The following is a 17,933-nucleotide window of genomic DNA, read 5'->3' on the forward strand; positions in this document are numbered from 1 at the left end:
GTGCAATATAGACCAGAAACAAAGGAACTCATTTCAGCCATTCAGGATTTTTTAATGAAAGACCTGCTTCCTAAGTTGGAAGGAGATGATTTGTTATCATACAAAACATTAGTTTCTTGGAATATGTTGGGTGTCATTGCAAGAGAAACCGAATCCTCCGAATTTGAAAGAGATAGATACAACATCTTAGATCTAAACTTAAAAATTTCTAAATTAGAAACCGACTTGGACGAAATTCAGTTTTCTAGATTGAGTAGGAAAGAAAAATACAACCTCTTACTTGATTGGAATAAAGAATTTGCCAAAGAAATTCGAAGACAATCTCAGAACAATTCCGGTTTGGATTTAAAACCAGGAAGTACTGTTTGGAATTTTGCAAAAAACCAATTAAAAGAAACACTGAGTGTTTCCAATCCGAGGTTCCAAACATAAATGTCTTTATTGTATTTGGTGCGCCACGGACAGGCCGATCGACTCGGAAAAAACTACGACCAACTGACAGAACATGGTTGGAAACAAGCAAAATTACTAGGTGAGTATTTCAAAAGCCAACGAATCGAATTTGATTCAGTTTATACAGGTACACTCAACCGACAAAAACAAACTGCACAAGGAATCATCGAAAGTTTCACTAACGACCGGTTTTGTATTCCGGAACCAGGTGTAAATTCTGCTTGGGATGAATTTGATTCCAAAATGTGGCTTGGTCTTGCAGCTAAGATTCGTCATGCGAATGATAATTTTGCTAATCTTTATGAATCTTATAAAAAAGCTTGGGAAGAAGGAAAAGAGGAAACAAGGGATTATTTCCAGGAACTCATCCAAATTGTTTTGAATGATTGGGTTCACGGAGTTTGGGATCCTGTGGAACCATATACTTTCCAAGAATATGTGGAGAAGGTTTCTTTTGGACCCAAAGAGATTCCAGGAGATGTAAAAAGTACACTCGTTGTTTCTTCCAGTACACCCATTGCAATTATGATGGGCCTATCTTGTAAAATGCAACCGGTTGAGTTCCCGGTGTTTATGAAATCGATTACTAATTCTTCACTCAGTATTTTTAGAAGAGAAAATGGTCATTGGGAACCTGTGAGTTGGAATAACACACCTCATTTACAAGACCCAGATTTAGTGACTTTAGTATAACTATTGAGCAAAAGAAGAAAGGAGTTTCATTCTATTTTTTGCTTTTTGTCCCCAACCAGTTCTTGGAAAATTTTTATATAAATGTTCCATTGCAGCTAGTTCTTCTTCGTTAGTTTTACTTTGCCGAACTGTAATTTTTGGTTCTTCTTGGAATTTAAAATCGACAGTCACATGAAAACTTCCAAGAAACACAACAGTTCCCGGTTGTAGATCCACTCGCGATTTTTCAATATCCTTTCTATCAAAATCGATATCAATTTTTGTTGGTTGTTTGGTACTTCCAAAGGCAAAGTCGGATGCACCACGATTCAAAAGATGTACGGCATCATGAATTTCGTACTGACCTTCTTTTAAATTTTGAAAGTAATAGTAGTGTTCCGAACTTTCATTGTATTCAAAAGACTTTTCACCCTTTCTAAGAGTAACCTTTTGAAATCTCGGATCAATGAGCTCATCTAAAATCATTTCATCTTTAACAATTGTCATATGAACAATAATAAGACTACTTTGTGCATTTTTGGGCCCAAAACTGGAACATTCTGGAAATAAATAGGTAATTAAAAATAAAATCAAAAGTTTTCGAAAAATTCCCGAAGTGATCTTTTCGAACTTGGAAATTTTTTTCTCTGATGGATTTGGTTCGCCATCGGATTTTTTTTCTAAATGATCATCGTAAGAATTAGAACTCATTGGTTTTTATTTACCTTAACCCATTGGGTATTGGATCTTCTTAGAAACAAGATTGATTTCTGAAAGAATTTCCTCAGACAAAATGACATCAGTTGCTTTTAATGATTCTTCTAGTTGAGCGACCGTATTGGCTCCAATGATGGTAGAGGCAACATAGTCATGTTGTTTGCTCCAAGCAACAGATAGAACGGTAGAACTCATTCCATATTTTTCCGCAATTTTCATTAATTCTGCAGTGGAAGCCAAAGTGTTTTCATTTAGGAAACGAGAGGCCATTCGCTTTTGTCTATCGCCCTCTGCCATATAACGAACAAATCTAGAACCTTCTGGAGGAACAGATCCATTGTATTTACCAGTGAGTACACCACCAGCAAGTGGCGAATAAGGTAATAATGACACCCCTTCTTTTCGACAAACTTGCGCTAACTCATCCTCAAAACGACGGTTGAGAATGGAAAAATTATTTTGAATCGAATCATACCGAATGAGATTGTATTTGTCGGAAGTCCAAAGACTTTTCATCAACCCAAAAGATGTTTCATTGGAACAACCAGCGTATCTAATTTTTCCTTCCTCTTTCAGCTCGGTGAGTGCTTCCATGGTTTCATCATAGTGCATGTCATGGTCTGGCCAATGGGTTTGGTACAAATCGATGGTTTCAACACCTAATCTCTGTAAGGAACCTTCAATCGCACGGCGGATATGGTATTTGTCTAATGCAGTTTTTCCTTCGCGAAGAGGAGGGCTAAACCAACCATGGCCAGGACCTGCCACTTTTGTTGCGATGATCAGTCCATCCCTAGGTTTTGTTTTGATCCATTTTCCAAAAATTTCTTCGGTTCTGTGAACCCATGATTTTTGTGGAGGGACTGGATAAATTTCTGCAGTGTCATAAAAATCGATTCCGGCATCATAAGCACGATCCAAAATTCGAAATGCCTCATCTTCGTTACACGAGGAGCCAAATGTCATGGTACCCATACAAATTTCGGATACCACCATTCCTGTTTTACCAAGTCTTCGTTTTTTCATGTTATTTTTTAATTAAAAAAGTTCTGAACTGATTTTTTGGATCACTCCATTCAATGACATGATCCTTTACTTTTGCTTTTGTGGGCCCCCGTTGCATGGCTCTGTACAAATCTTCGATAAAAAGTTTGTCACCTTCTACAACTGCTTCCACTTCCCCATTGGGTAAGTTTTGAGTATAACCTTTGAGTCTCATCTCTTGGGCTTTTTGGAGGATATAGTAACGAAATCCGACCCCTTGCACAAATCCCCGTACTAATATTCTCGCTCTTGCTTCTTCTGATTTTCCCAAAGATAGTCTCCTTTCTAGAACTTACTTGGATTTTGAATTCTCTGCAATGTAATTTTGGATGGCAGATTTAAAAAGAGGAACAAACTTCGCATACACTTCTTTTTTGAATTCCACAACCGATTGGATGGTATCTTCTATTTCCATAAACTGGATGGTTAAAAATTCTTGTTCGTGGTGGAGCAAATCACATTCTTCCAAAGTCCCATCCCAATAGAACAAAATCCATCTTTGTAATTGGCCACGAAATTTTTGGAGGTGGGAATTGAGTCCGAGGGAGTTGGGAAAGTCGTAAGGAATCCAATCAGGATATTCCGTTACATAGGTTGCTTTTTTGACCCCAATTTCTTCATATAATTCTCGTTTAGCGGCTTCTAAATAATCCTCACCTTCATCTATCCCACCTTGTGGGAATTGCCAAGAACCTGGGAACTGAACCCTTTCTCCGACAATCACTTTTCCAGAAGAGTTAAAAACCACCATGCCTACGTTTTTGCGGTAGGGTTTGTCTGTCATAATCCTTAGAATGTCTCTATCATCCATTTTCGCAAGAAATTCCTTAATTTTTTGTTTCTCCGCTAGTCCGAGGTTCCAATCTTGGACTTAGGAAGTATTATGAAGATCATTTTGGTTCGTCACGGTGAGGCTGAAAACGCAACTCCAACCATTTCTGATTCGCAACGAGATCTAACCGACAAAGGTGTCAGTGATATTCATAAAATCGGAAAGTTTATTAAAAACTCTTCTTTGGCAGTCAAACAAGTTTATTATAGTCCTTATACAAGAACCAAACACACGGCAGAAATTCTATCCGAAGAATTAAAATATGGCTGCCAAATGTTAGCCTCAGACGACCTTGTTGCCGGCAAAGGTTGTACCGATATTATCTCTTGTTTAGTAAATTTTACAAACTCCGATACAGTCTTGTTAGTTGGTCATAATCCAGACATCACATATTTTGCGGCAAAACTTTTGGGAAATTCAAGTGCTGCTGAAAATTTAATTTTTCAACCTGGTTCTACGATCGCGATCAATGTGGCTCGGGAAAAATTTGCGCATGGTCAAATTATCTGGGCGATTTCACCAGACAATCTTGGCATTTGAATTCCTAATTGTTAGTAAGACTTGACCCGTTTTGGATCGTCAGGTTTTTGGATTCCAGAACACGGGGTGTAGCGCAGCGGTAGCGCACTTGTCTGGGGGGCAAGGGGTCGCCGGTTCAAATCCGGTCACTCCGAAGTTCAGATCTAAAAAACCCAGCAGGCCTTGCGAACAAAACCTGCCGGAAGAAAATTCAGGATGGTGAGATACAAAAAAAACTAAAAAACTTAAGAAGGTTTGTTTTCGTTTCCTTCTTTAACTTTGTCCAAATACTTCACTACGTTATCTTTCAATTCGTCAAAACGCACGATTCCCCAAGCAACACCCATTTTTACTTTTAAGGCATTGTCACTTGTATCACTTTCGCCTTGTTCTTTTAACTTTTGAAAGTTGGTTTCGAATTTGCTTTTTTTCTCGTTTAGGTCGACGACGAGTTTTTCCCAGACTTCTTTGGAAGTCTTTACCGCGCCAATTCCAGCATTTACGATATCTTGCAGCTTGTTTTCCACATTGCTCATCGGATGTTACTCCTTATGTTTCCATTATTTTGCAGTGCACAATAATGTCTAGAAAGATTTTTCTGGAGGAATATGAAATCCTAAGTGATTTTGGTCGGATGCGCGTAAAAACCCTATGGACTCTCCTTTCCCTTTCCGCCCTTGTTTTCTTCGTTTTGGATTGTGGCGGTCAAATTCAGGAAAAACCAATCGCTGGCTGTGAACGAATTTCAGGAACTCCTGGTCCCGAAGATTTGGATCTCATCCGTGATACTTCCACTGTGATTGTTTCTTCTCATGAACGTCGCAATGGGCTCAAAGACATTGGTGCACTGTTTGAAGTTTCCTTGGTCAACCCGAATGGAAAATTGGAAGCCAAAAAGATTGAAACCAATTATCCTGAAAACTTTCGTCCACATGGGATTAGTTATGCGAAAGTGAAAGGTGTAGATACATTGGCGGTCATTTCCCATACGTTAGCCGATGAAAATCCACATACCATTGAAATTTTTGAAAGATCTGCATCAGGCAAATGGACACATACAAAAACTTTGAGTGATTCCACTCTCACAAGTCCAAATGATATTTTTATGAACGAAGCCGGAGAAATTTTTTCTTCTAATGACAATGGAACGAGTAATGCCTTCCGAAAGTATTGGGATATGATCATTCGTAGTGGTCGGGCTGACATATCTTATTATGACGGAAAAACATTCCAAGCGCTAAATGTTCCTGTGATGTTAGGGAATGGAATTTACATTCGTAAAAAAGGTAATGAAGAACTTTTATACCGATCTGTATTTTCAGAGAAAGCCATTCGGGTGTACAAAGTGGATCGTACTAGCGGAAAGATAAATCTAAAGTATTTGGATTCTATTTCCATTGGTGCAGGCCCTGATAATATTTTAGAAGATGAAAATGGAATGTTATGGCTTGCGGCTCACGATTCTACTTATAAATTCATTCGTCATGTGATGAATCGAACGAATCTAGCACCCACTCGTGTTTTCAAAATCAATCCAGAAAACAAAGAAGTTACAGAAGTCTACGCCAACGAAGGTGCCGAAATTTCTGCAGGTAGCACCGCTCTTGTTTTCAAAAACAAACTTTTGATTTCCCAAGTGTTTGAAGATTTTCTTCTGGTTTGCCCAAGGCCGTAAAGAAAGAATTTTTAGTTAGATTTTGGATACGATGGTCTTGGTTAGGCTGTCGTATCTATTCATTAAATATGTTTTTATTAAAACGGCTCATTGATATCATTTATCCCAATCGAAAATACCGAAATTGTATCGAGAGCTATTTTGGTAGGTACCTTGAAGATAAAGGATATTCTAAATATTATGATTCAAAATCGAATAAATATATCTTTGAAAACCAAATAAGAATTGTTGAAATCCAAAACAAAATACACCCATCTGATTATGGATTTTCAGTTTTTATCTTTAATAAGTTGAAAAGCAATGAGTATTCAATTTTAATAAATATACCAAATTATCTTATTTATCCAGATTTTATCCTAATTAAAGATTCTTTTTATGCTTTACTCGCAAACAAAAATGCAACGGATTCAATAGAGACTAATCAATGGATTCCTAAATTAAGAGTATTTTGGGTAAACGAAAATTCAAAGACAGAAAAAAACCGAAATAGTTTTCTATTGAAATAGAGTAAAGTAAGCGGAAATTGTACAAATAACACATATTAAGTGAAATATATTCGGGGCTTTGGTAAAACTAGTTCATTATGCGCAACCACCAATAATAATTTTAATTCGGAAAAGTAAAATGTATAATCCAATAAAAGATGGAATTAATAAAAAATACCAATCCGTAACTTATAATGAACAAAGTCCGCCAGATGATTTAAAAGAATACGTTCATTCTTACTGGGAAATAAAAACTCATGTGAAACTAGAGGATGATTTTATTTTACATGTAATCCCTGATGCTTGTATCAATATTTTATTCAATTTACTAAACACAAATATTGCTGCCATTACCTATCGACATACTGATTACGTAGCATTAAACCTAGGTAAATCTTTTCATTATACAGGAATTCAATTGTATCCTGGTGTGTGGCATGGGGATTTTAATGAAGTGATTTTCGGTTTCGTTGATTCTCCTTACTTGGGGAATCTACCTCTGATTGAAACGGCTAAAAAAATTAAAAATTCAAAGTTTCATGACTTTAATCCAATTTTTTCTGAACTTGTCAGATTTTTAATTTCAAAAGAATTTGTTCGAAAAAATTCAATTACAGAAAAAATTTTATCGGATTTGGAAACAATTGAATCAGTAGAAGACATGGCTGCATCGGTTAATCTATCTGCGCGCCAATTACAAAGAAAATTAAAAGAGACTACAGGTTTTTCACCTCATAACTTCTTAAAAATCTTAAGACTACAACAATCGTTTAGAAATCATTATTTAGATTTGTACGTAGACCAATCTCATTTCATTCATAATTTCAAAAAAATTACAGGATACACCCCAAAAGAGTATTTTAAAAATTTTGATGTCTGATTTATACAATACTCACTCTCCATAATCGTTTAGAATTTTTCTATCAGTACAGTATATACCTGAAAGAAGGAGAGTGAGTTTATGTTAAAACCAAATGCAATAGGATGGTTCGACATTTATGTTGATCATTTAGATCGGGCAACGAAATTTTATGAGGAAATTTGTAACCAGAAGTTAGAGGATCTTATCGATCCTACAGGCGAAACAAAAATGAAAGTTTTTACAGGTGAAATGAATACTTATGGTTCCTCGGGTGCATTGGTTCTATCCAATCATTATAAACCGGGAAAAGGGGGAACGTTGGTTTATTTCAGTGTGGAAGATTGTGAACTAAGTGAATCCAAAATAGAAAAAGTTGGAGGGAAAATCATTCGGCCAAAATTTTCAATAGGAAATTTCGGATTTGTAACCTTATGTGAAGATTCCGAGGGAAATTTGATTGGATTAAATTCTATGAAATAGAATCATTTAAGAGATTTGAGAGTATAAACTTGTGATATACTCTCAATCAAATACTGTCGCGTTGCTTCGATATTTACAGCCTCGCTCGGAAACCACCATGAAATACATCGCACTGCTCAGAGGAATTAATGTCGGAGGGAACAGAAAGGTCGAAATGAAAAAACTTCGAACACTTTTTGAATCCTTGGGATATACGGAAGTTTCTACCTATATCAATTCAGGGAATATCATTTTTGAATCAGAAGATGATACAAAAACAGTTCTTACAAAAATCACAAAGAGTTTTGAGAAAATTTTTGATTTTGAAATCCCCACTCTTGTGAAGACAGAAAAAGAAATGAAAAAAATTGCGAATGCGATTCCTGAGGGGTGGCAAAACGACGCCACTCAAAAGACAGATGTTGCGTATTTATTTCCAGAAGCCGATTCCAAAAAAATCATTGAGGAACTTCCTCTCAAAAAAGAATTTTTGGAGATTCGTTACATGAAAGGTGCCATCATCTGGAATATCAAAAGAGAAAATTTGAACAAAAGCCAACTAACAAAACTAATTAGTCATAAATTGTATAAAGGAATGACAATACGAAATGTAAACACCGCCAGATTTTTAGCAGGAGAAAAAGAGTAAAAAAATAAAACAGAACTGATTTTCTTTTTAGTGATCAGTGGAAAGTTACCTTTCTAAAGGGATCCCTATCTCAACCGAGTCCTTTCAATACCGCTTCTATCGTCTCCACTAACAACGGTTCTCTGTTCTCATTCGAATGTTGTGCCACAAGTTTCGGGTGTGTGAAACCGGTTCCCGCGGAGATCAAAATTTCTGCAATTTGGTTTATATCCCTTTTTTTGATCTTCCTTTGATTTATGGCTTCCGTAACCAAACTAGACATTTGTTTTTGCATATTGGATAAATGAGTTTGGATGAATGGTTTGGATTCTTCTGCGGCCATATCGAAGGCCTTATACAACTCGGGATCCAGTTTTACTTTTTCCAATTTCATTCGGTGGAGATTTAGAAACCAAGTGAGGATCTTTTGGATCGGGTCTCGTTTTTCTTTTACAAGCAGGTCTTGTTTCTCATCTAACTTCAGAAGCCAACGTTCGGAAACTGCATCGAAAAGAGCTGTTTTGTCTTGAAAATGGGAGTAGAGGGCCGCATGGCTAATCCCCATTTCTTTGGCCACATCCACCAAACGAACCTTTTCAAATCCCTTGGCCCGCATTTGGTCGATGGCAATTTCCACGGCTTTGTCTTGGATTTCCGAGGCTGTGAGACCGGTTCTTGGCATAAGGAAAGGATCAGATCAAAAACGAGGGGGTCAATCTCTAATTACAAATTAAAAAAAATGTTAGTTTTGAAACTTACGGACTTGACTTTTTGTAACTTACAAAATATTGTAAATGTAACCAAAGGAAAGGTAAAAATTTATGCAATTGAATGGAAATACAATCCTCATCACTGGGGGAACGAGTGGGATCGGTCTTGCTCTGGCAAAACGACTCTCCGATTTAGGAAATCAGATTCTAGTTTGCGGAACCAGCGCAAAGAAAATGGAAGAGATTCGAAAATCTTATCCTCATTGGGGGACTTATCTATTTGATATCTCTCGCCCCGAAGAGAGGGAACGGTTGTTTCTTGAATCAACAAATGATTATCCAGAGCTCAATGTCTTATTCAATAACGCAGGAATGCAGAGGTATCCTAAACTGGGTGAAGTCGAACCTTGGGCAGATTTGGGCAAAGAAATCGATTTAAATTTTGGAGCTCCGATTCATCTTTCAATGTTATTCGCTAAACACTTGTTTGCAAAGAAAAATGCAGCGATTCTTAATACAACATCAGGACTATCGCATATCCCTTTGGCTTATGCACCGGTCTACAGTGCAACGAAAGCTGCGCTACATTCCTTCACCTTGACACTACGATTTCAATTTCGCAACCAACCGATTGAAGTGATTGAAGTTTCGCCACCTATGGTGGATACGGATTTAGGAATTCCTAACACACATACGGCGGGACTGAACTTAGATGAGTATGCAGATGGTGTCATTGTTGGATTACGAAATGGAGAGTTAGAAATCACTACTGGTTTTTCTACGGTTTCCGCCAATGCCAGTCGGGAGAAGAAGGATGAACTCTTTTTGTCTATGAACCAGGCGAGGAGCTAATCAAACTAGAGATCGACCCACAAAGGCACAAGCGATGGCGTCCCAAGAGTCGTCGTGGCCTTTCAGATCTTTAAATCCTAAAATCATTTGGATGGCTGCCCGCACTTCTTTTTTGGTGGCATTCCCTTTGGCGGAGATTCCTTTTTTGATTTGCGTTGCTGTGAGTGATACCACAGGAATTTGGTTTTCGCCTAGGGAAAGTAAGATGACCCCGCGGGATTCCGAGACCTTCATTCCTGTCGTTGTGTTCTGAACAAAGAAGAGTTCTTCGACCGCGGCCGCTTCCGGTTGGAATTCAGCGAGGATTTCCATCAGTTCCTTGCGGATTTGGAGGAGGTTGTCAGGGGAAGGAGTCTTCGGAGCCACTTCAATGGTTCCATAAGTTAAGAGCGTTGGGTTACGACGAAGTCCCTCAGGAAAGGAAAGAATTGCATACCCCACACGGTGGGATCCAGGGTCAATGCCGATGATTTTCAATAATTTCTTTCCTAAACCCCAACTTTTGCCCAGTTTGGACCTCCCTGACGCAAAACCTAGTCTAAAAATGAAAATGACAGGGTACTTTCCTTCCGTATAGTGGAAGAAAACCACCCGCAGGAACGTTAAACACATGACCGCAACGGCAGTGAAACTCGAAAAATCCCAGGCGGAGAAGGCTCTTAGTGCTCAAGCCGCCCTCCTCAATGATGTAACCAAACGACTCGCTCTGAAAAATTCCGACAACGGCAAAGTATCCGTAAGCAAAATGGACAAAACGCAACATGTGTTTTACCAATTGGCTTGGATGACAGCTCAACAACGTGTTGCTGAGAACTTTATCGTTTATGCTTGGGATGCTTCCAAGGGAACGGGCGAAATGGAACAGAAAATGGCTCTTACTTTTGTAGCCGAAACTGTTACCAACATTCGTTCAGAACTCGCAGCTCGCCCTGCAGAGTATGAACTGACTTACCAAGAACTATTCTCCAAACTATTTTCAGATGAGATCAATGCTTATGTAGAAGCAGCATCGAAAATGGAAAACTATGAAGCCATTGTAGACAAGATCGTTGATCTTGGACACTTCGGTGCCTATGGTCTTTCCGAAGATCACGAAAACTTCCGTGGAATCTTTAAAGATTTTGCTGAAAACGTAGTGGTTCCTCAAGCAGAACATGTCCATAGACATGACGATTTGATTCCGGCTGAAATCATCAATGGATTAAAAGACATGGGTTGTTTCGGACTTTGTATTCCAGAAAAGTTTGGCGGTATCCAACCAGATGATCGTCCAGATAATATTTCCATGTTAGTTGTGACGGAAGAACTTTCACGTGGTTCCCTCGGAGCTGCTGGATCCCTCATTACAAGACCAGAGATCATGTCCAAGGCCCTCCTCAAAGGGGGAACGGAAGAACAAAAAAACAAATGGTTACCACTTCTTGCATCTGGTGAAAAGTTTGCAGGGATCATGGTAACAGAACCTAACTACGGTTCCGATGTTGCTGGTGTATCTGTAACAGCGAAAGAAGCAAATGGTGGATTTGTGATCAATGGTGTAAAAACTTGGTGCACATTTGCAGGTTATGCGAATCTTCTTCTTATCCTTTGCAGAACAGAATCTGACCCAAATCTCAAACACAAAGGTCTTTCTATCATTTTAGCTGAGAAACCATCTTTTGATGGCCATGAATTCAGCTACAAACAAGAAGGTGGCGGAACCATCCAAGGGAAAGCAATCGGAACCATTGGTTACCGAGGAATGCACTCTTACGAAGTATCTTTCGAAGATTACTTTGTTCCGAAAGAAAACCTACTTGGTGGTGATGCTGGACGTGGCAAAGGATTCTATTTCCAAATGGAAGGATTTGCTGGTGGACGTATCCAAACTGCAGCTCGTGCCAATGGTGTGATGCAAGCCGCTCTTGAAGCAGCTCTTCGTTATTCCCAAGAACGTAAAGTATTCGCAAAACCAATTTACGATTATACTTTAACTAAGTTCAAAATTGCAAAGATGGCAATGATTGTGCAAGCAACTCGCCAGTACACAAACTATGTCGCAACACTACTCGATGAACACAAAGGCCAAATGGAAGCAACACTTGTTAAATTGTATGCATCCAAAATTGCTGAGTGGGTGACTCGTGAAGCAATGCAAATTCATGGTGGTATGGGTTATGCAGAAGAGTATCCAGTATCAAGATATTTTGTTGATGCTCGTGTATTCTCTATTTTTGAAGGTGCGGAAGAAGTAATGGCTCTTCGTGTAGTTGCGAAAGACTTACTTGACCAAGCATTAGCTTCTTAATTAGAAACAAAATTTTATCTTTGTTGGAAGGGGTTCAAACCGGAAGGCAAAGGAGAAATAAAAAAGGCCCGAATTCTCGGGCTTTTTTTATGCCTAAAAACAGAGATATGATGATAGGTATTTTCATTTTATCTTGAACTACTCTGATTTGGATGTAGATTTACACTCTTCAGGTACGTCACAAAAATACTGGATCATGTATACATAACCATCAATGTTCGTACAAATATTAACGCCTAATTTTCGATAACGTTCGGCATCGGGAGATTTTTCACATGCAAGAACAGCGGTAAGTAAACATTCATTAGACTTTTTCTTTTCTTTGTCACATTTTTTGTTCGCTTTACCGATTTCAGGACCACAACTTGATAATAATAATGTTAAGAAAAGAACATAGTATTTTGGTTTTCTCATCTGATTATCTTTCCATTTTTAATCATTTAGAGCAAATGACTCTTGTTTTACGAAAGAATTCTGTTTCTTTGAAACTAGTCTACATTAAATCTAACTTTCCAGAAAAACAATTTAGAATCTGACTTTACTTAAGGAGTCTCGAACACGAATATGCTCAAAAAATCAATCCCTCAACTCCCATCTTTAGATCTGCAAAAATCCAAAAAATTTTATGAAGAGAATTTAGGGTTTAAAACTCTAAACGAATATGACGATATCTATTTATTGGAAAAGGATGGATTTGAACTTCATTTATGGTTATGCGATGATCCATCCATTCCACAAAATTCTAGTGTTTATTACCATGTAGATGAAATTGATCTTATGTATTTGGATTACAAAAACAAAGGAATTGTCCATAAAAATGCCCACATTATGGATAAACCCTGGGGAATGAGGGAGTTTTATGTTGTCGATTTGGACGGCAATTTATTAAAATTTGGACAGAATATAAACGTATAAATTTGTATCAATTTTCAATTTTGATGTCTAATGTAGGCAATACAATCTTATCTATGTTAAGTGTAATTTTGTTTTACTGATGATTACAACGTTAGTTTCATTAGAGTTACATTACTACCAATTTGAAGATTAAAATTTAAGTAAATATGAATCTAAAACTAATTTCCATTTTTTTTATTTGTTTGGTTTTGAATCTTTTTTGTAAGACACCAATGCCTGAGTTGAGTTCGGAAGCTAAAATTTCCAAAAATAAAATGATTTCCATTCGATGGACAACGACGGATCCAATTTTAGCCAAAGTATTTAATGAAATTTTTCCAGTACCCCCGGCCATCCTTTTGGATGAAAATGCAAATGTCGTTGATTTAACAACGGTTCCTTTAGCAGAACCAAATCCAGACCATGCTCCCAAACCAAAACAAGAAAAACCAATTAATCCTAACGAACTACCAAGATGGGAACGTGGATTTGAATTAACCAATATAGAGAACCTTACCATTGTCATCCGAAAAGAGAGCCAAAAACCATTTTATAGTATTGGAGTTAGTCTTCTCGCACTGACAATGTTATATTATGGAACGATGGATACCGAAGCGGAACTAGTTTGGACTTCAGGTGAAACTAATTTGCATCGAATTTCATTTTTATCTACACATGAAACTATTTGGGCACCTATGCCATTTTATATTGGGACTGTATCGAGTATCCTTTCTCCTGCGTTAAATTCTAATCGATACCCTTCGACTTTACAGAGATATTGTACACAAGAAAAACCAACAAAACTAAGAGAGTCATTGAATCAGTCGCAATCAGAGAACTGCAAAGAATATGAAACTTTCTTAAGGCGATTATTCCTTCAAAATTATGATAACATTCATATACAATTGAAGGAATGGGAAAAAAGAAACCAAGATTGGTTCCAGCCATAACTCAGGGACAATCCATTTGATTCAGATAAAAAAGATAATATTCCAATACTTTCGTAAATTCGTTATGATTGGATCTTTCGTTTTATTGTTTGCTACTCTACCTCTAAAAGATCTAAACTCGGTTTCTATCCCTAAAGAAAATTGGAATTTAGTGATGTATGGTGGAATTTTTACCACTACCGATTTGATCCCCATTGTGTTTCGACAAAAAACTGATTATAAAGAATCGTATATTGGAAGTTTGGGAATTTCGCGACCTTTTGATTACCGAATTCGATGGTTTGATTTTTTATGGGAAGGTAATGTTACCAAACATTTTGGTGAAATGAATCATTGGGAAGTGAATGGATTTTATATTGTAAAAATAGACCGAATGTATGGTTCTCCGTTCAGTTTATCGTTAGGTGAAGGTTTGTCCCTTGCCTCCGAAAATCCAAAATTAGAAAATAAAGCCAAAGGATATTATTTGGATGGTTTACAAAAGGATGCTATAGAATCCAGAGCTTTACTGAACTATATGATGGTGGAATTTAGCTCTTATTTACCTTTCGAAAGAAAAACAGAAATATTTTTACGAGTCCATCACAGATCAGGGATTTTTGGTCTCTATTGCCCACCTGATCCCAATTGTGGATCGAATTTTGTCAGTTATGGATTTAGGACTGCGTTTTGACTTCACAGATAAACTATTTGTAGTCCACTGTGAAGCCTGCTTCTAATCTTTGTTGTATCAGAGTGAAAATTAGTTTTTTGTTGGTTCTTTGATCCAATCAAATTTTGCGTCTTTATGTTTTCCTTCTTCGACTAACTTTTGTACGTTGAGAAGTGATTCATAAGGAGTGTCCGTTAAAACCAAATTGATCACCGATTGGGGAACAGATCCACCTGGTTCAAAATGTGCTTGGTATTCAATTTTTAGTTTTCCATTGGTTTGCGGAATGATTCTCCAAACACCTTCAAAGTTTTCCATACGAGTGACACCGGAGGGTGTAGGGCGTGCATTGGAATCAAGACGTTTGATTTTCATTATAGTCGCCAAGGTTTTTTCATTCTGTTCAAATCCACGATCCATAATCAAATCACGATCATTCACAGGCCATGGGGCTCCATTACGAAGGTAAACCACAGATTTTTTTTCTGTACCGGAAAGGACAGTGAGTTCTTTACATTGGTGGTAAAGATTTTTACATGAAGCGGGATCTGTGAGTAGGGCAATGATTTGTGAGATCGAAGCATCTACTTCTGTTCTACCTAAAAATTCATCCAAATTGGAACCGGCAAAAGGACGAGTTAGGACTTGAATTCCTTTTTTACGTTTGGACTCCGACCATTCTGGTGACTGAGCCACAAGATTGGATATGTTTGAGAGAAGGGAAACTCCTATCAATGTGAATAGAACAAATTGTTTTTTGGTCATGGTTACTTTCCTATTTGAGTATGTATGAGTGGTCTAACAGTTTCAGCAAAGAATAATGAGGTTGAGGAAGCTGGTAACAAACTCAATCCATTTTTTCTTCCGATATTATTGACTGCCAAGATTGCCATATAACTTCGATTTTTATCAACCCAAGGATAAAATCCGTTAATCCCAATGCTATGAGAGATAAGGTCTTTATCGCATTCCGCAGGGACATCCGTTGTGGTACAAAACCTCCAGTTGCCGAGACCGTATTGCCAACGGTATCCAAAAGCCGAAAATTGAGAGTATCCAATCTTAGCTCCATTGTATTGGTCTGCCGAAATTTCTGTCACTGATGTAGTCGATAGAAAATTGGCAATATTAGCACCCGAAGTATTTTTTGCCGTTCCGTTTGTAAGGAGAGCATTTAACATACGAGCATAATGTTCGGGAGAAATAGTAAGTCCGTAGGCTCCAGATAAACTTCCATCAGTTGGTTCTGTTGAACGAATGTTACCACTCCAAACCGCTTGGTTAGCATCCCAACCCAAGGGTGTGACAATCAACTGAGTGAAAATTGTACTCCAAGTTTTTGCACAAGATACCTCTAACATACGTTGTGCGACTGCCATATGATTGGAATTGTATTGGTATAAGGCTCCCGGAGTTCCTGTGGATTGGTCACGGATTTCATTTACACAAGAATCTTTCTGTGTACCTGTGGCGCCAACGGGTAAGGTGGAAATACAAGATGCTTGCCCTGATCCATTTCCCCCTCCTGCATTCAAACCTGAGGTAAAAGATAATAATTGGCGGAGTGTGATGGTTCCTTTTGTTCCTGTCCATCCAAGCACCTCTCCCGTGGTTCGACTTAGGGATAAGGTTCCGCCAGTGGCGCAAGTTCCCGTTGTCACAGTGCCACAATTTGCATAAGTTCCACTGTTGGCATTACAATCAATGGCTCGCATAGCAGTGATAGCAGTCACCCATTTGGATCCGGATGCAATCGGTCTGTAGGTATTATAATCTAATATGGATTGTCTCGCATAAATTCTGTTACCCGACCCATCATAAACTTGAAAACTAGCACCTTCATCCGTAGTTTTCGCATATTGATCAAAACAAGTATCAATGCTAAAACAAGTACCGGCAATCCCAGCGAAAAGTAAGGATTGTGCTCCTTTATCTGTAGAAACAGATTTTTGACAATTTGCAAAAAAACTAGAAGATAAAAGAGATACTAATATTAAATAAAATTTGAATTTCATAAAACTCCTCACTTAAAAACGAACCGGTTCGATTGTGATAATTTTTCCGGTTTTTTCTAAATCACAGGAAGCAAATTCTGGGAGTAATAATGCATCCCGTACCACTCCCCCAACAGTTGTTAGACTATCATAAACACTGCCTAGGACTAGAGCACCTTTCGTACGAATATCAGATTCACATTGTAAAACAGAAGATTCCATATAAGACTGGTCATCCTCGATGTCAGCCAGATAAGAATAAACTGTCTTTGTCAAAAATCCGTTGATGAGTAACAGAGGAGAAATAGGTCCCTGCCCTCCTTTCATTCCCGATTGGGCCAACCAATACCCGGAAGCAGTGGATTCAGCCTCAAAAACGGCATCTGAAATTCGTTTTTTTGCTTCTGAACCTTTGATCGCGCCGTAAGTAGGAATTCCAATTCCTTCTGTCACTACACAATTTGTCAAAAAGACAAAGAAAAGAATGGATAGAAAAATTTGTTTCATGAGATTTTTATCCTTAATAGAGAATGAAACGATCTGTAAACTTTTCCTTTCACCACATGGTTCGAATTCCAGAGCCAGAACTTATGGAAGATCCTACCCAAGTAGAATCTTACGACCAAGCTGACTTTGAATCGGCACATTCGTTTCTCATCCGTAAGTTTCAAGATAGACTTCCTCAAAGGTTTGTACCTGAATCCATTTTAGATTTAGGTTGTGGACCAGGAGATATGTCTTCTCGTTTGTATTCACAATTTCCAAATGCAAATTTTACCTTTTTAGATGGTTCCGAATTCATGTTGGATCGCTGTAAGAAGCGTATGGGTACACTAGTTTCAGAAAAAAGAAAGGATAAAATAGATTTTAAAAAAGAACTCGTTCAGGGCTTTGTTCCCGAATCCCCTTACGATTTGGTGTTTTCGAATTCTTTATTACACCATATACATGATCCTTTTGAATTTTGGGGAGCTGTACAAAGATCTATTCATAACGATAGTTTTATTTTCATTTCTGATTTGATAAGACCAGATTCACTCACAAGTGCAAATCAATTAATGGAACGTTATGCGAAAGAAGAATCTGAAATTTTAAAAAAGGATTTTTACAATAGTTTACTTGCAGCATACCGAATTGAAGAAGTAAAAGAAATGTTGGAGATTACTCGATTGGATTCCAAATTGAATTTGGAACCTGTTACAGACAGACATTGGATTTGTTATTCCAAACCTAGACTTTAATTCCGAT

25 protein-coding genes and 1 tRNA gene are annotated in these 17,933 nt (G+C 37.8%); 15 read left to right on the forward strand and 11 right to left on the reverse strand.

Annotated elements, in window-relative coordinates:
- Both EHQ16_RS07140 and EHQ16_RS07145 read left to right on the forward strand, forming a co-directional pair.
- Positions 1 to 432 (forward strand): hypothetical protein, encoded by a 432-nt coding sequence (locus EHQ16_RS07140; RefSeq protein WP_135634345.1) that lies wholly within the window; start codon positions 1 to 3, stop codon positions 430 to 432.
- Positions 433 to 1,146, forward strand: a complete 714-nt coding sequence (locus EHQ16_RS07145) for a histidine phosphatase family protein (RefSeq protein WP_135634343.1) — start codon at positions 433 to 435, stop codon at positions 1,144 to 1,146.
- Here EHQ16_RS07145 and EHQ16_RS07150 read toward each other — a convergent pair whose 3' ends face one another.
- The 4 genes from EHQ16_RS07150 to EHQ16_RS07165 are packed head-to-tail and all read right to left on the reverse strand — an operon-like array spanning position 1,147 to position 3,697.
- On the reverse strand, positions 1,147 to 1,836 hold the full coding sequence (locus EHQ16_RS07150) for a hypothetical protein (protein WP_135634341.1): 690 nt from the start codon (positions 1,834 to 1,836) through the stop codon (positions 1,147 to 1,149).
- A gap of 15 nt (positions 1,837 to 1,851) precedes the next feature.
- A complete protein-coding gene (locus tag EHQ16_RS07155; RefSeq protein WP_135634339.1) occupies positions 1,852 to 2,868 on the reverse strand; it encodes an aldo/keto reductase in 1,017 nt (338 codons plus the stop codon).
- Between the two features lies 1 nt (position 2,869).
- Complete coding sequence (locus EHQ16_RS07160) at positions 2,870 to 3,157, reverse strand: acylphosphatase (protein ID WP_135579934.1); 288 nt, start codon at positions 3,155 to 3,157, stop codon at positions 2,870 to 2,872.
- A 21-nt stretch (positions 3,158 to 3,178) separates the two neighbouring features.
- Positions 3,179 to 3,697, reverse strand: a complete 519-nt coding sequence (locus EHQ16_RS07165) for an RNA pyrophosphohydrolase (RefSeq protein WP_135634338.1) — start codon at positions 3,695 to 3,697, stop codon at positions 3,179 to 3,181.
- Positions 3,698 to 3,769: 72 nt separating this feature from the next.
- Between EHQ16_RS07165 and sixA the strand changes: the two genes are divergently transcribed.
- Both sixA and EHQ16_RS07175 read left to right on the forward strand, forming a co-directional pair.
- Entirely contained in the window at positions 3,770 to 4,258 is a 489-nt protein-coding gene (gene sixA / locus EHQ16_RS07170; protein WP_135634336.1) for a phosphohistidine phosphatase SixA, read from the forward strand.
- Positions 4,259 to 4,320: 62 nt separating this feature from the next.
- Positions 4,321 to 4,392, forward strand: a tRNA-Pro gene (locus tag EHQ16_RS07175).
- Between the two features lie 90 nt (positions 4,393 to 4,482).
- Here the strand turns inward: EHQ16_RS07175 and EHQ16_RS07180 are convergent.
- Positions 4,483 to 4,773 (reverse strand): LIMLP_16025 family protein, encoded by a 291-nt coding sequence (locus EHQ16_RS07180; RefSeq protein ID WP_135634334.1) that lies wholly within the window; start codon positions 4,771 to 4,773, stop codon positions 4,483 to 4,485.
- A gap of 44 nt (positions 4,774 to 4,817) precedes the next feature.
- Between EHQ16_RS07180 and EHQ16_RS07185 the strand changes: the two genes are divergently transcribed.
- The 5 genes from EHQ16_RS07185 (at position 4,818) to EHQ16_RS07205 (ending at position 8,367) form a co-directional block, all read left to right on the forward strand.
- Entirely contained in the window at positions 4,818 to 5,912 is a 1,095-nt protein-coding gene (locus EHQ16_RS07185) for an arylesterase (protein ID WP_244241965.1), read from the forward strand.
- Positions 5,897 to 6,418 carry a hypothetical protein gene (locus EHQ16_RS07190; RefSeq protein WP_135634332.1) on the forward strand — a complete coding sequence of 174 codons (522 nt, stop codon included), beginning with the start codon at positions 5,897 to 5,899 and terminating at the stop codon, positions 6,416 to 6,418. The genes EHQ16_RS07185 and EHQ16_RS07190 overlap by 16 nt, the downstream gene beginning before the upstream one ends.
- A 118-nt stretch (positions 6,419 to 6,536) precedes the next feature.
- The gene (locus EHQ16_RS07195; protein ID WP_135634330.1) at positions 6,537 to 7,277 is read left to right on the forward strand and encodes a helix-turn-helix domain-containing protein; all 741 of its coding nucleotides are present in this window, start codon (positions 6,537 to 6,539) and stop codon (positions 7,275 to 7,277) included.
- Between the two features lie 81 nt (positions 7,278 to 7,358).
- Entirely contained in the window at positions 7,359 to 7,739 is a 381-nt protein-coding gene (locus EHQ16_RS07200) for a VOC family protein (RefSeq protein WP_135634328.1), read from the forward strand.
- A gap of 97 nt (positions 7,740 to 7,836) precedes the next feature.
- Positions 7,837 to 8,367 (forward strand): DUF1697 domain-containing protein, encoded by a 531-nt coding sequence (locus EHQ16_RS07205; RefSeq protein ID WP_135634326.1) that lies wholly within the window; start codon positions 7,837 to 7,839, stop codon positions 8,365 to 8,367.
- Positions 8,368 to 8,437: 70 nt separating this feature from the next.
- On the opposite strand, the gene EHQ16_RS07210 is transcribed toward EHQ16_RS07205, so the two are convergent.
- Complete coding sequence (locus EHQ16_RS07210) at positions 8,438 to 9,028, reverse strand: TetR/AcrR family transcriptional regulator (protein WP_135634324.1); 591 nt, start codon at positions 9,026 to 9,028, stop codon at positions 8,438 to 8,440.
- A gap of 139 nt (positions 9,029 to 9,167) precedes the next feature.
- Here EHQ16_RS07210 and EHQ16_RS07215 point away from each other — a divergent pair, with 139 nt between their 5' ends.
- Positions 9,168 to 9,908, forward strand: coding sequence for an SDR family oxidoreductase (locus tag EHQ16_RS07215; RefSeq protein WP_135634322.1), 741 nt, complete (start codon positions 9,168 to 9,170; stop codon positions 9,906 to 9,908).
- Here the strand turns inward: EHQ16_RS07215 and EHQ16_RS07220 are convergent, their stop codons facing one another.
- Positions 9,909 to 10,385 (reverse strand): crossover junction endodeoxyribonuclease RuvC, encoded by a 477-nt coding sequence (locus EHQ16_RS07220; RefSeq protein WP_135634320.1) that lies wholly within the window; start codon positions 10,383 to 10,385, stop codon positions 9,909 to 9,911.
- A gap of 133 nt (positions 10,386 to 10,518) precedes the next feature.
- Between EHQ16_RS07220 and EHQ16_RS07225 the strand changes: the two genes are divergently transcribed.
- Positions 10,519 to 12,195 carry an acyl-CoA dehydrogenase family protein gene (locus EHQ16_RS07225; RefSeq protein ID WP_135634318.1) on the forward strand — a complete coding sequence of 559 codons (1,677 nt, stop codon included), beginning with the start codon at positions 10,519 to 10,521 and terminating at the stop codon, positions 12,193 to 12,195.
- Positions 12,196 to 12,333: 138 nt separating this feature from the next.
- Here EHQ16_RS07225 and EHQ16_RS07230 read toward each other — a convergent pair whose 3' ends face one another.
- Positions 12,334 to 12,609 (reverse strand): hypothetical protein, encoded by a 276-nt coding sequence (locus EHQ16_RS07230; RefSeq protein ID WP_135634316.1) that lies wholly within the window; start codon positions 12,607 to 12,609, stop codon positions 12,334 to 12,336.
- 150 nt (positions 12,610 to 12,759) lie between these two features.
- On the opposite strand from EHQ16_RS07230, the gene EHQ16_RS07235 reads away from it, so the two are divergent.
- The 3 genes from EHQ16_RS07235 to EHQ16_RS07245 all read left to right on the forward strand — a co-directional run bounded on the left by EHQ16_RS07235 (position 12,760) and on the right by EHQ16_RS07245 (position 14,712).
- Positions 12,760 to 13,110 (forward strand): bleomycin resistance protein, encoded by a 351-nt coding sequence (locus EHQ16_RS07235; RefSeq protein ID WP_135634314.1) that lies wholly within the window; start codon positions 12,760 to 12,762, stop codon positions 13,108 to 13,110.
- Between the two features lie 146 nt (positions 13,111 to 13,256).
- The gene (locus EHQ16_RS07240; RefSeq protein ID WP_244241966.1) at positions 13,257 to 14,039 is read left to right on the forward strand and encodes a hypothetical protein; all 783 of its coding nucleotides are present in this window, start codon (positions 13,257 to 13,259) and stop codon (positions 14,037 to 14,039) included.
- Positions 14,040 to 14,055: 16 nt separating this feature from the next.
- On the forward strand, positions 14,056 to 14,712 hold the full coding sequence (locus EHQ16_RS07245; protein WP_135634312.1) for a hypothetical protein: 657 nt from the start codon (positions 14,056 to 14,058) through the stop codon (positions 14,710 to 14,712).
- A 69-nt stretch (positions 14,713 to 14,781) separates the two neighbouring features.
- Here the strand turns inward: EHQ16_RS07245 and EHQ16_RS07250 are convergent, their stop codons facing one another.
- Genes EHQ16_RS07250 through EHQ16_RS07260 form a run of 3 tightly spaced genes read right to left on the reverse strand, consistent with a single transcriptional unit; the run spans position 14,782 to position 17,192 of the window.
- Positions 14,782 to 15,456 (reverse strand): START domain-containing protein, encoded by a 675-nt coding sequence (locus EHQ16_RS07250; protein ID WP_135634310.1) that lies wholly within the window; start codon positions 15,454 to 15,456, stop codon positions 14,782 to 14,784.
- Between the two features lie 2 nt (positions 15,457 to 15,458).
- The gene (locus EHQ16_RS07255; protein ID WP_135634308.1) at positions 15,459 to 16,706 is read right to left on the reverse strand and encodes a serine hydrolase domain-containing protein; all 1,248 of its coding nucleotides are present in this window, start codon (positions 16,704 to 16,706) and stop codon (positions 15,459 to 15,461) included.
- 12 nt (positions 16,707 to 16,718) lie between these two features.
- Positions 16,719 to 17,192: a TIGR04452 family lipoprotein gene (locus tag EHQ16_RS07260; protein WP_135634306.1), complete on the reverse strand. Its 474-nt coding sequence runs from the start codon at positions 17,190 to 17,192 to the stop codon at positions 16,719 to 16,721.
- A 23-nt stretch (positions 17,193 to 17,215) separates the two neighbouring features.
- Between EHQ16_RS07260 and EHQ16_RS07265 the strand changes: the two genes are divergently transcribed.
- A complete protein-coding gene (locus tag EHQ16_RS07265; protein ID WP_208742246.1) occupies positions 17,216 to 17,926 on the forward strand; it encodes a class I SAM-dependent methyltransferase in 711 nt (236 codons plus the stop codon).
- Positions 17,927 to 17,933 lie beyond the last annotated feature (7 nt).

It is taken from the genome of Leptospira kanakyensis (assembly GCF_004769235.1).
In the GTDB taxonomy this organism is placed as follows: Bacteria; Spirochaetota; Leptospiria; order Leptospirales; family Leptospiraceae; genus Leptospira_A; species Leptospira_A kanakyensis.

Excerpts from the sequence above, each read along its gene's own strand:
- EHQ16_RS07155 (WP_135634339.1), bottom strand. The coding sequence starts at position 2,868 with ATGAAAAAACGAAGACTTGGTAAAACAGGAATGGTGGTATCCGAAATT.
- EHQ16_RS07210 (WP_135634324.1), bottom strand. The coding sequence starts at position 9,028 with ATGCCAAGAACCGGTCTCACAGCCTCGGAAATCCAAGACAAAGCCGTG.
- EHQ16_RS07260 (WP_135634306.1), bottom strand. The coding sequence starts at position 17,192 with ATGAAACAAATTTTTCTATCCATTCTTTTCTTTGTCTTTTTGACAAAT.
- EHQ16_RS07180 (WP_135634334.1), bottom strand. The coding sequence starts at position 4,773 with ATGAGCAATGTGGAAAACAAGCTGCAAGATATCGTAAATGCTGGAATT.
- EHQ16_RS07165 (WP_135634338.1), bottom strand. The coding sequence starts at position 3,697 with ATGGATGATAGAGACATTCTAAGGATTATGACAGACAAACCCTACCGC.
- EHQ16_RS07215 (WP_135634322.1), top strand. The coding sequence starts at position 9,168 with ATGCAATTGAATGGAAATACAATCCTCATCACTGGGGGAACGAGTGGG.
- EHQ16_RS07265 (WP_208742246.1), top strand. The coding sequence starts at position 17,216 with ATGAAACGATCTGTAAACTTTTCCTTTCACCACATGGTTCGAATTCCA.
- EHQ16_RS07230 (WP_135634316.1), bottom strand. The coding sequence starts at position 12,609 with ATGAGAAAACCAAAATACTATGTTCTTTTCTTAACATTATTATTATCA.
- EHQ16_RS07250 (WP_135634310.1), bottom strand. The coding sequence starts at position 15,456 with ATGACCAAAAAACAATTTGTTCTATTCACATTGATAGGAGTTTCCCTT.
- EHQ16_RS07200 (WP_135634328.1), top strand. The coding sequence starts at position 7,359 with ATGTTAAAACCAAATGCAATAGGATGGTTCGACATTTATGTTGATCAT.
- EHQ16_RS07150 (WP_135634341.1), bottom strand. The coding sequence starts at position 1,836 with ATGAGTTCTAATTCTTACGATGATCATTTAGAAAAAAAATCCGATGGC.
- EHQ16_RS07205 (WP_135634326.1), top strand. The coding sequence starts at position 7,837 with ATGAAATACATCGCACTGCTCAGAGGAATTAATGTCGGAGGGAACAGA.
- sixA (WP_135634336.1), top strand. The coding sequence starts at position 3,770 with ATGAAGATCATTTTGGTTCGTCACGGTGAGGCTGAAAACGCAACTCCA.
- EHQ16_RS07225 (WP_135634318.1), top strand. The coding sequence starts at position 10,519 with ATGACCGCAACGGCAGTGAAACTCGAAAAATCCCAGGCGGAGAAGGCT.
- EHQ16_RS07235 (WP_135634314.1), top strand. The coding sequence starts at position 12,760 with ATGCTCAAAAAATCAATCCCTCAACTCCCATCTTTAGATCTGCAAAAA.
- EHQ16_RS07240 (WP_244241966.1), top strand. The coding sequence starts at position 13,257 with ATGAATCTAAAACTAATTTCCATTTTTTTTATTTGTTTGGTTTTGAAT.
- EHQ16_RS07195 (WP_135634330.1), top strand. The coding sequence starts at position 6,537 with ATGTATAATCCAATAAAAGATGGAATTAATAAAAAATACCAATCCGTA.
- EHQ16_RS07145 (WP_135634343.1), top strand. The coding sequence starts at position 433 with ATGTCTTTATTGTATTTGGTGCGCCACGGACAGGCCGATCGACTCGGA.
- EHQ16_RS07255 (WP_135634308.1), bottom strand. The coding sequence starts at position 16,706 with ATGAAATTCAAATTTTATTTAATATTAGTATCTCTTTTATCTTCTAGT.
- EHQ16_RS07185 (WP_244241965.1), top strand. The coding sequence starts at position 4,818 with ATGTCTAGAAAGATTTTTCTGGAGGAATATGAAATCCTAAGTGATTTT.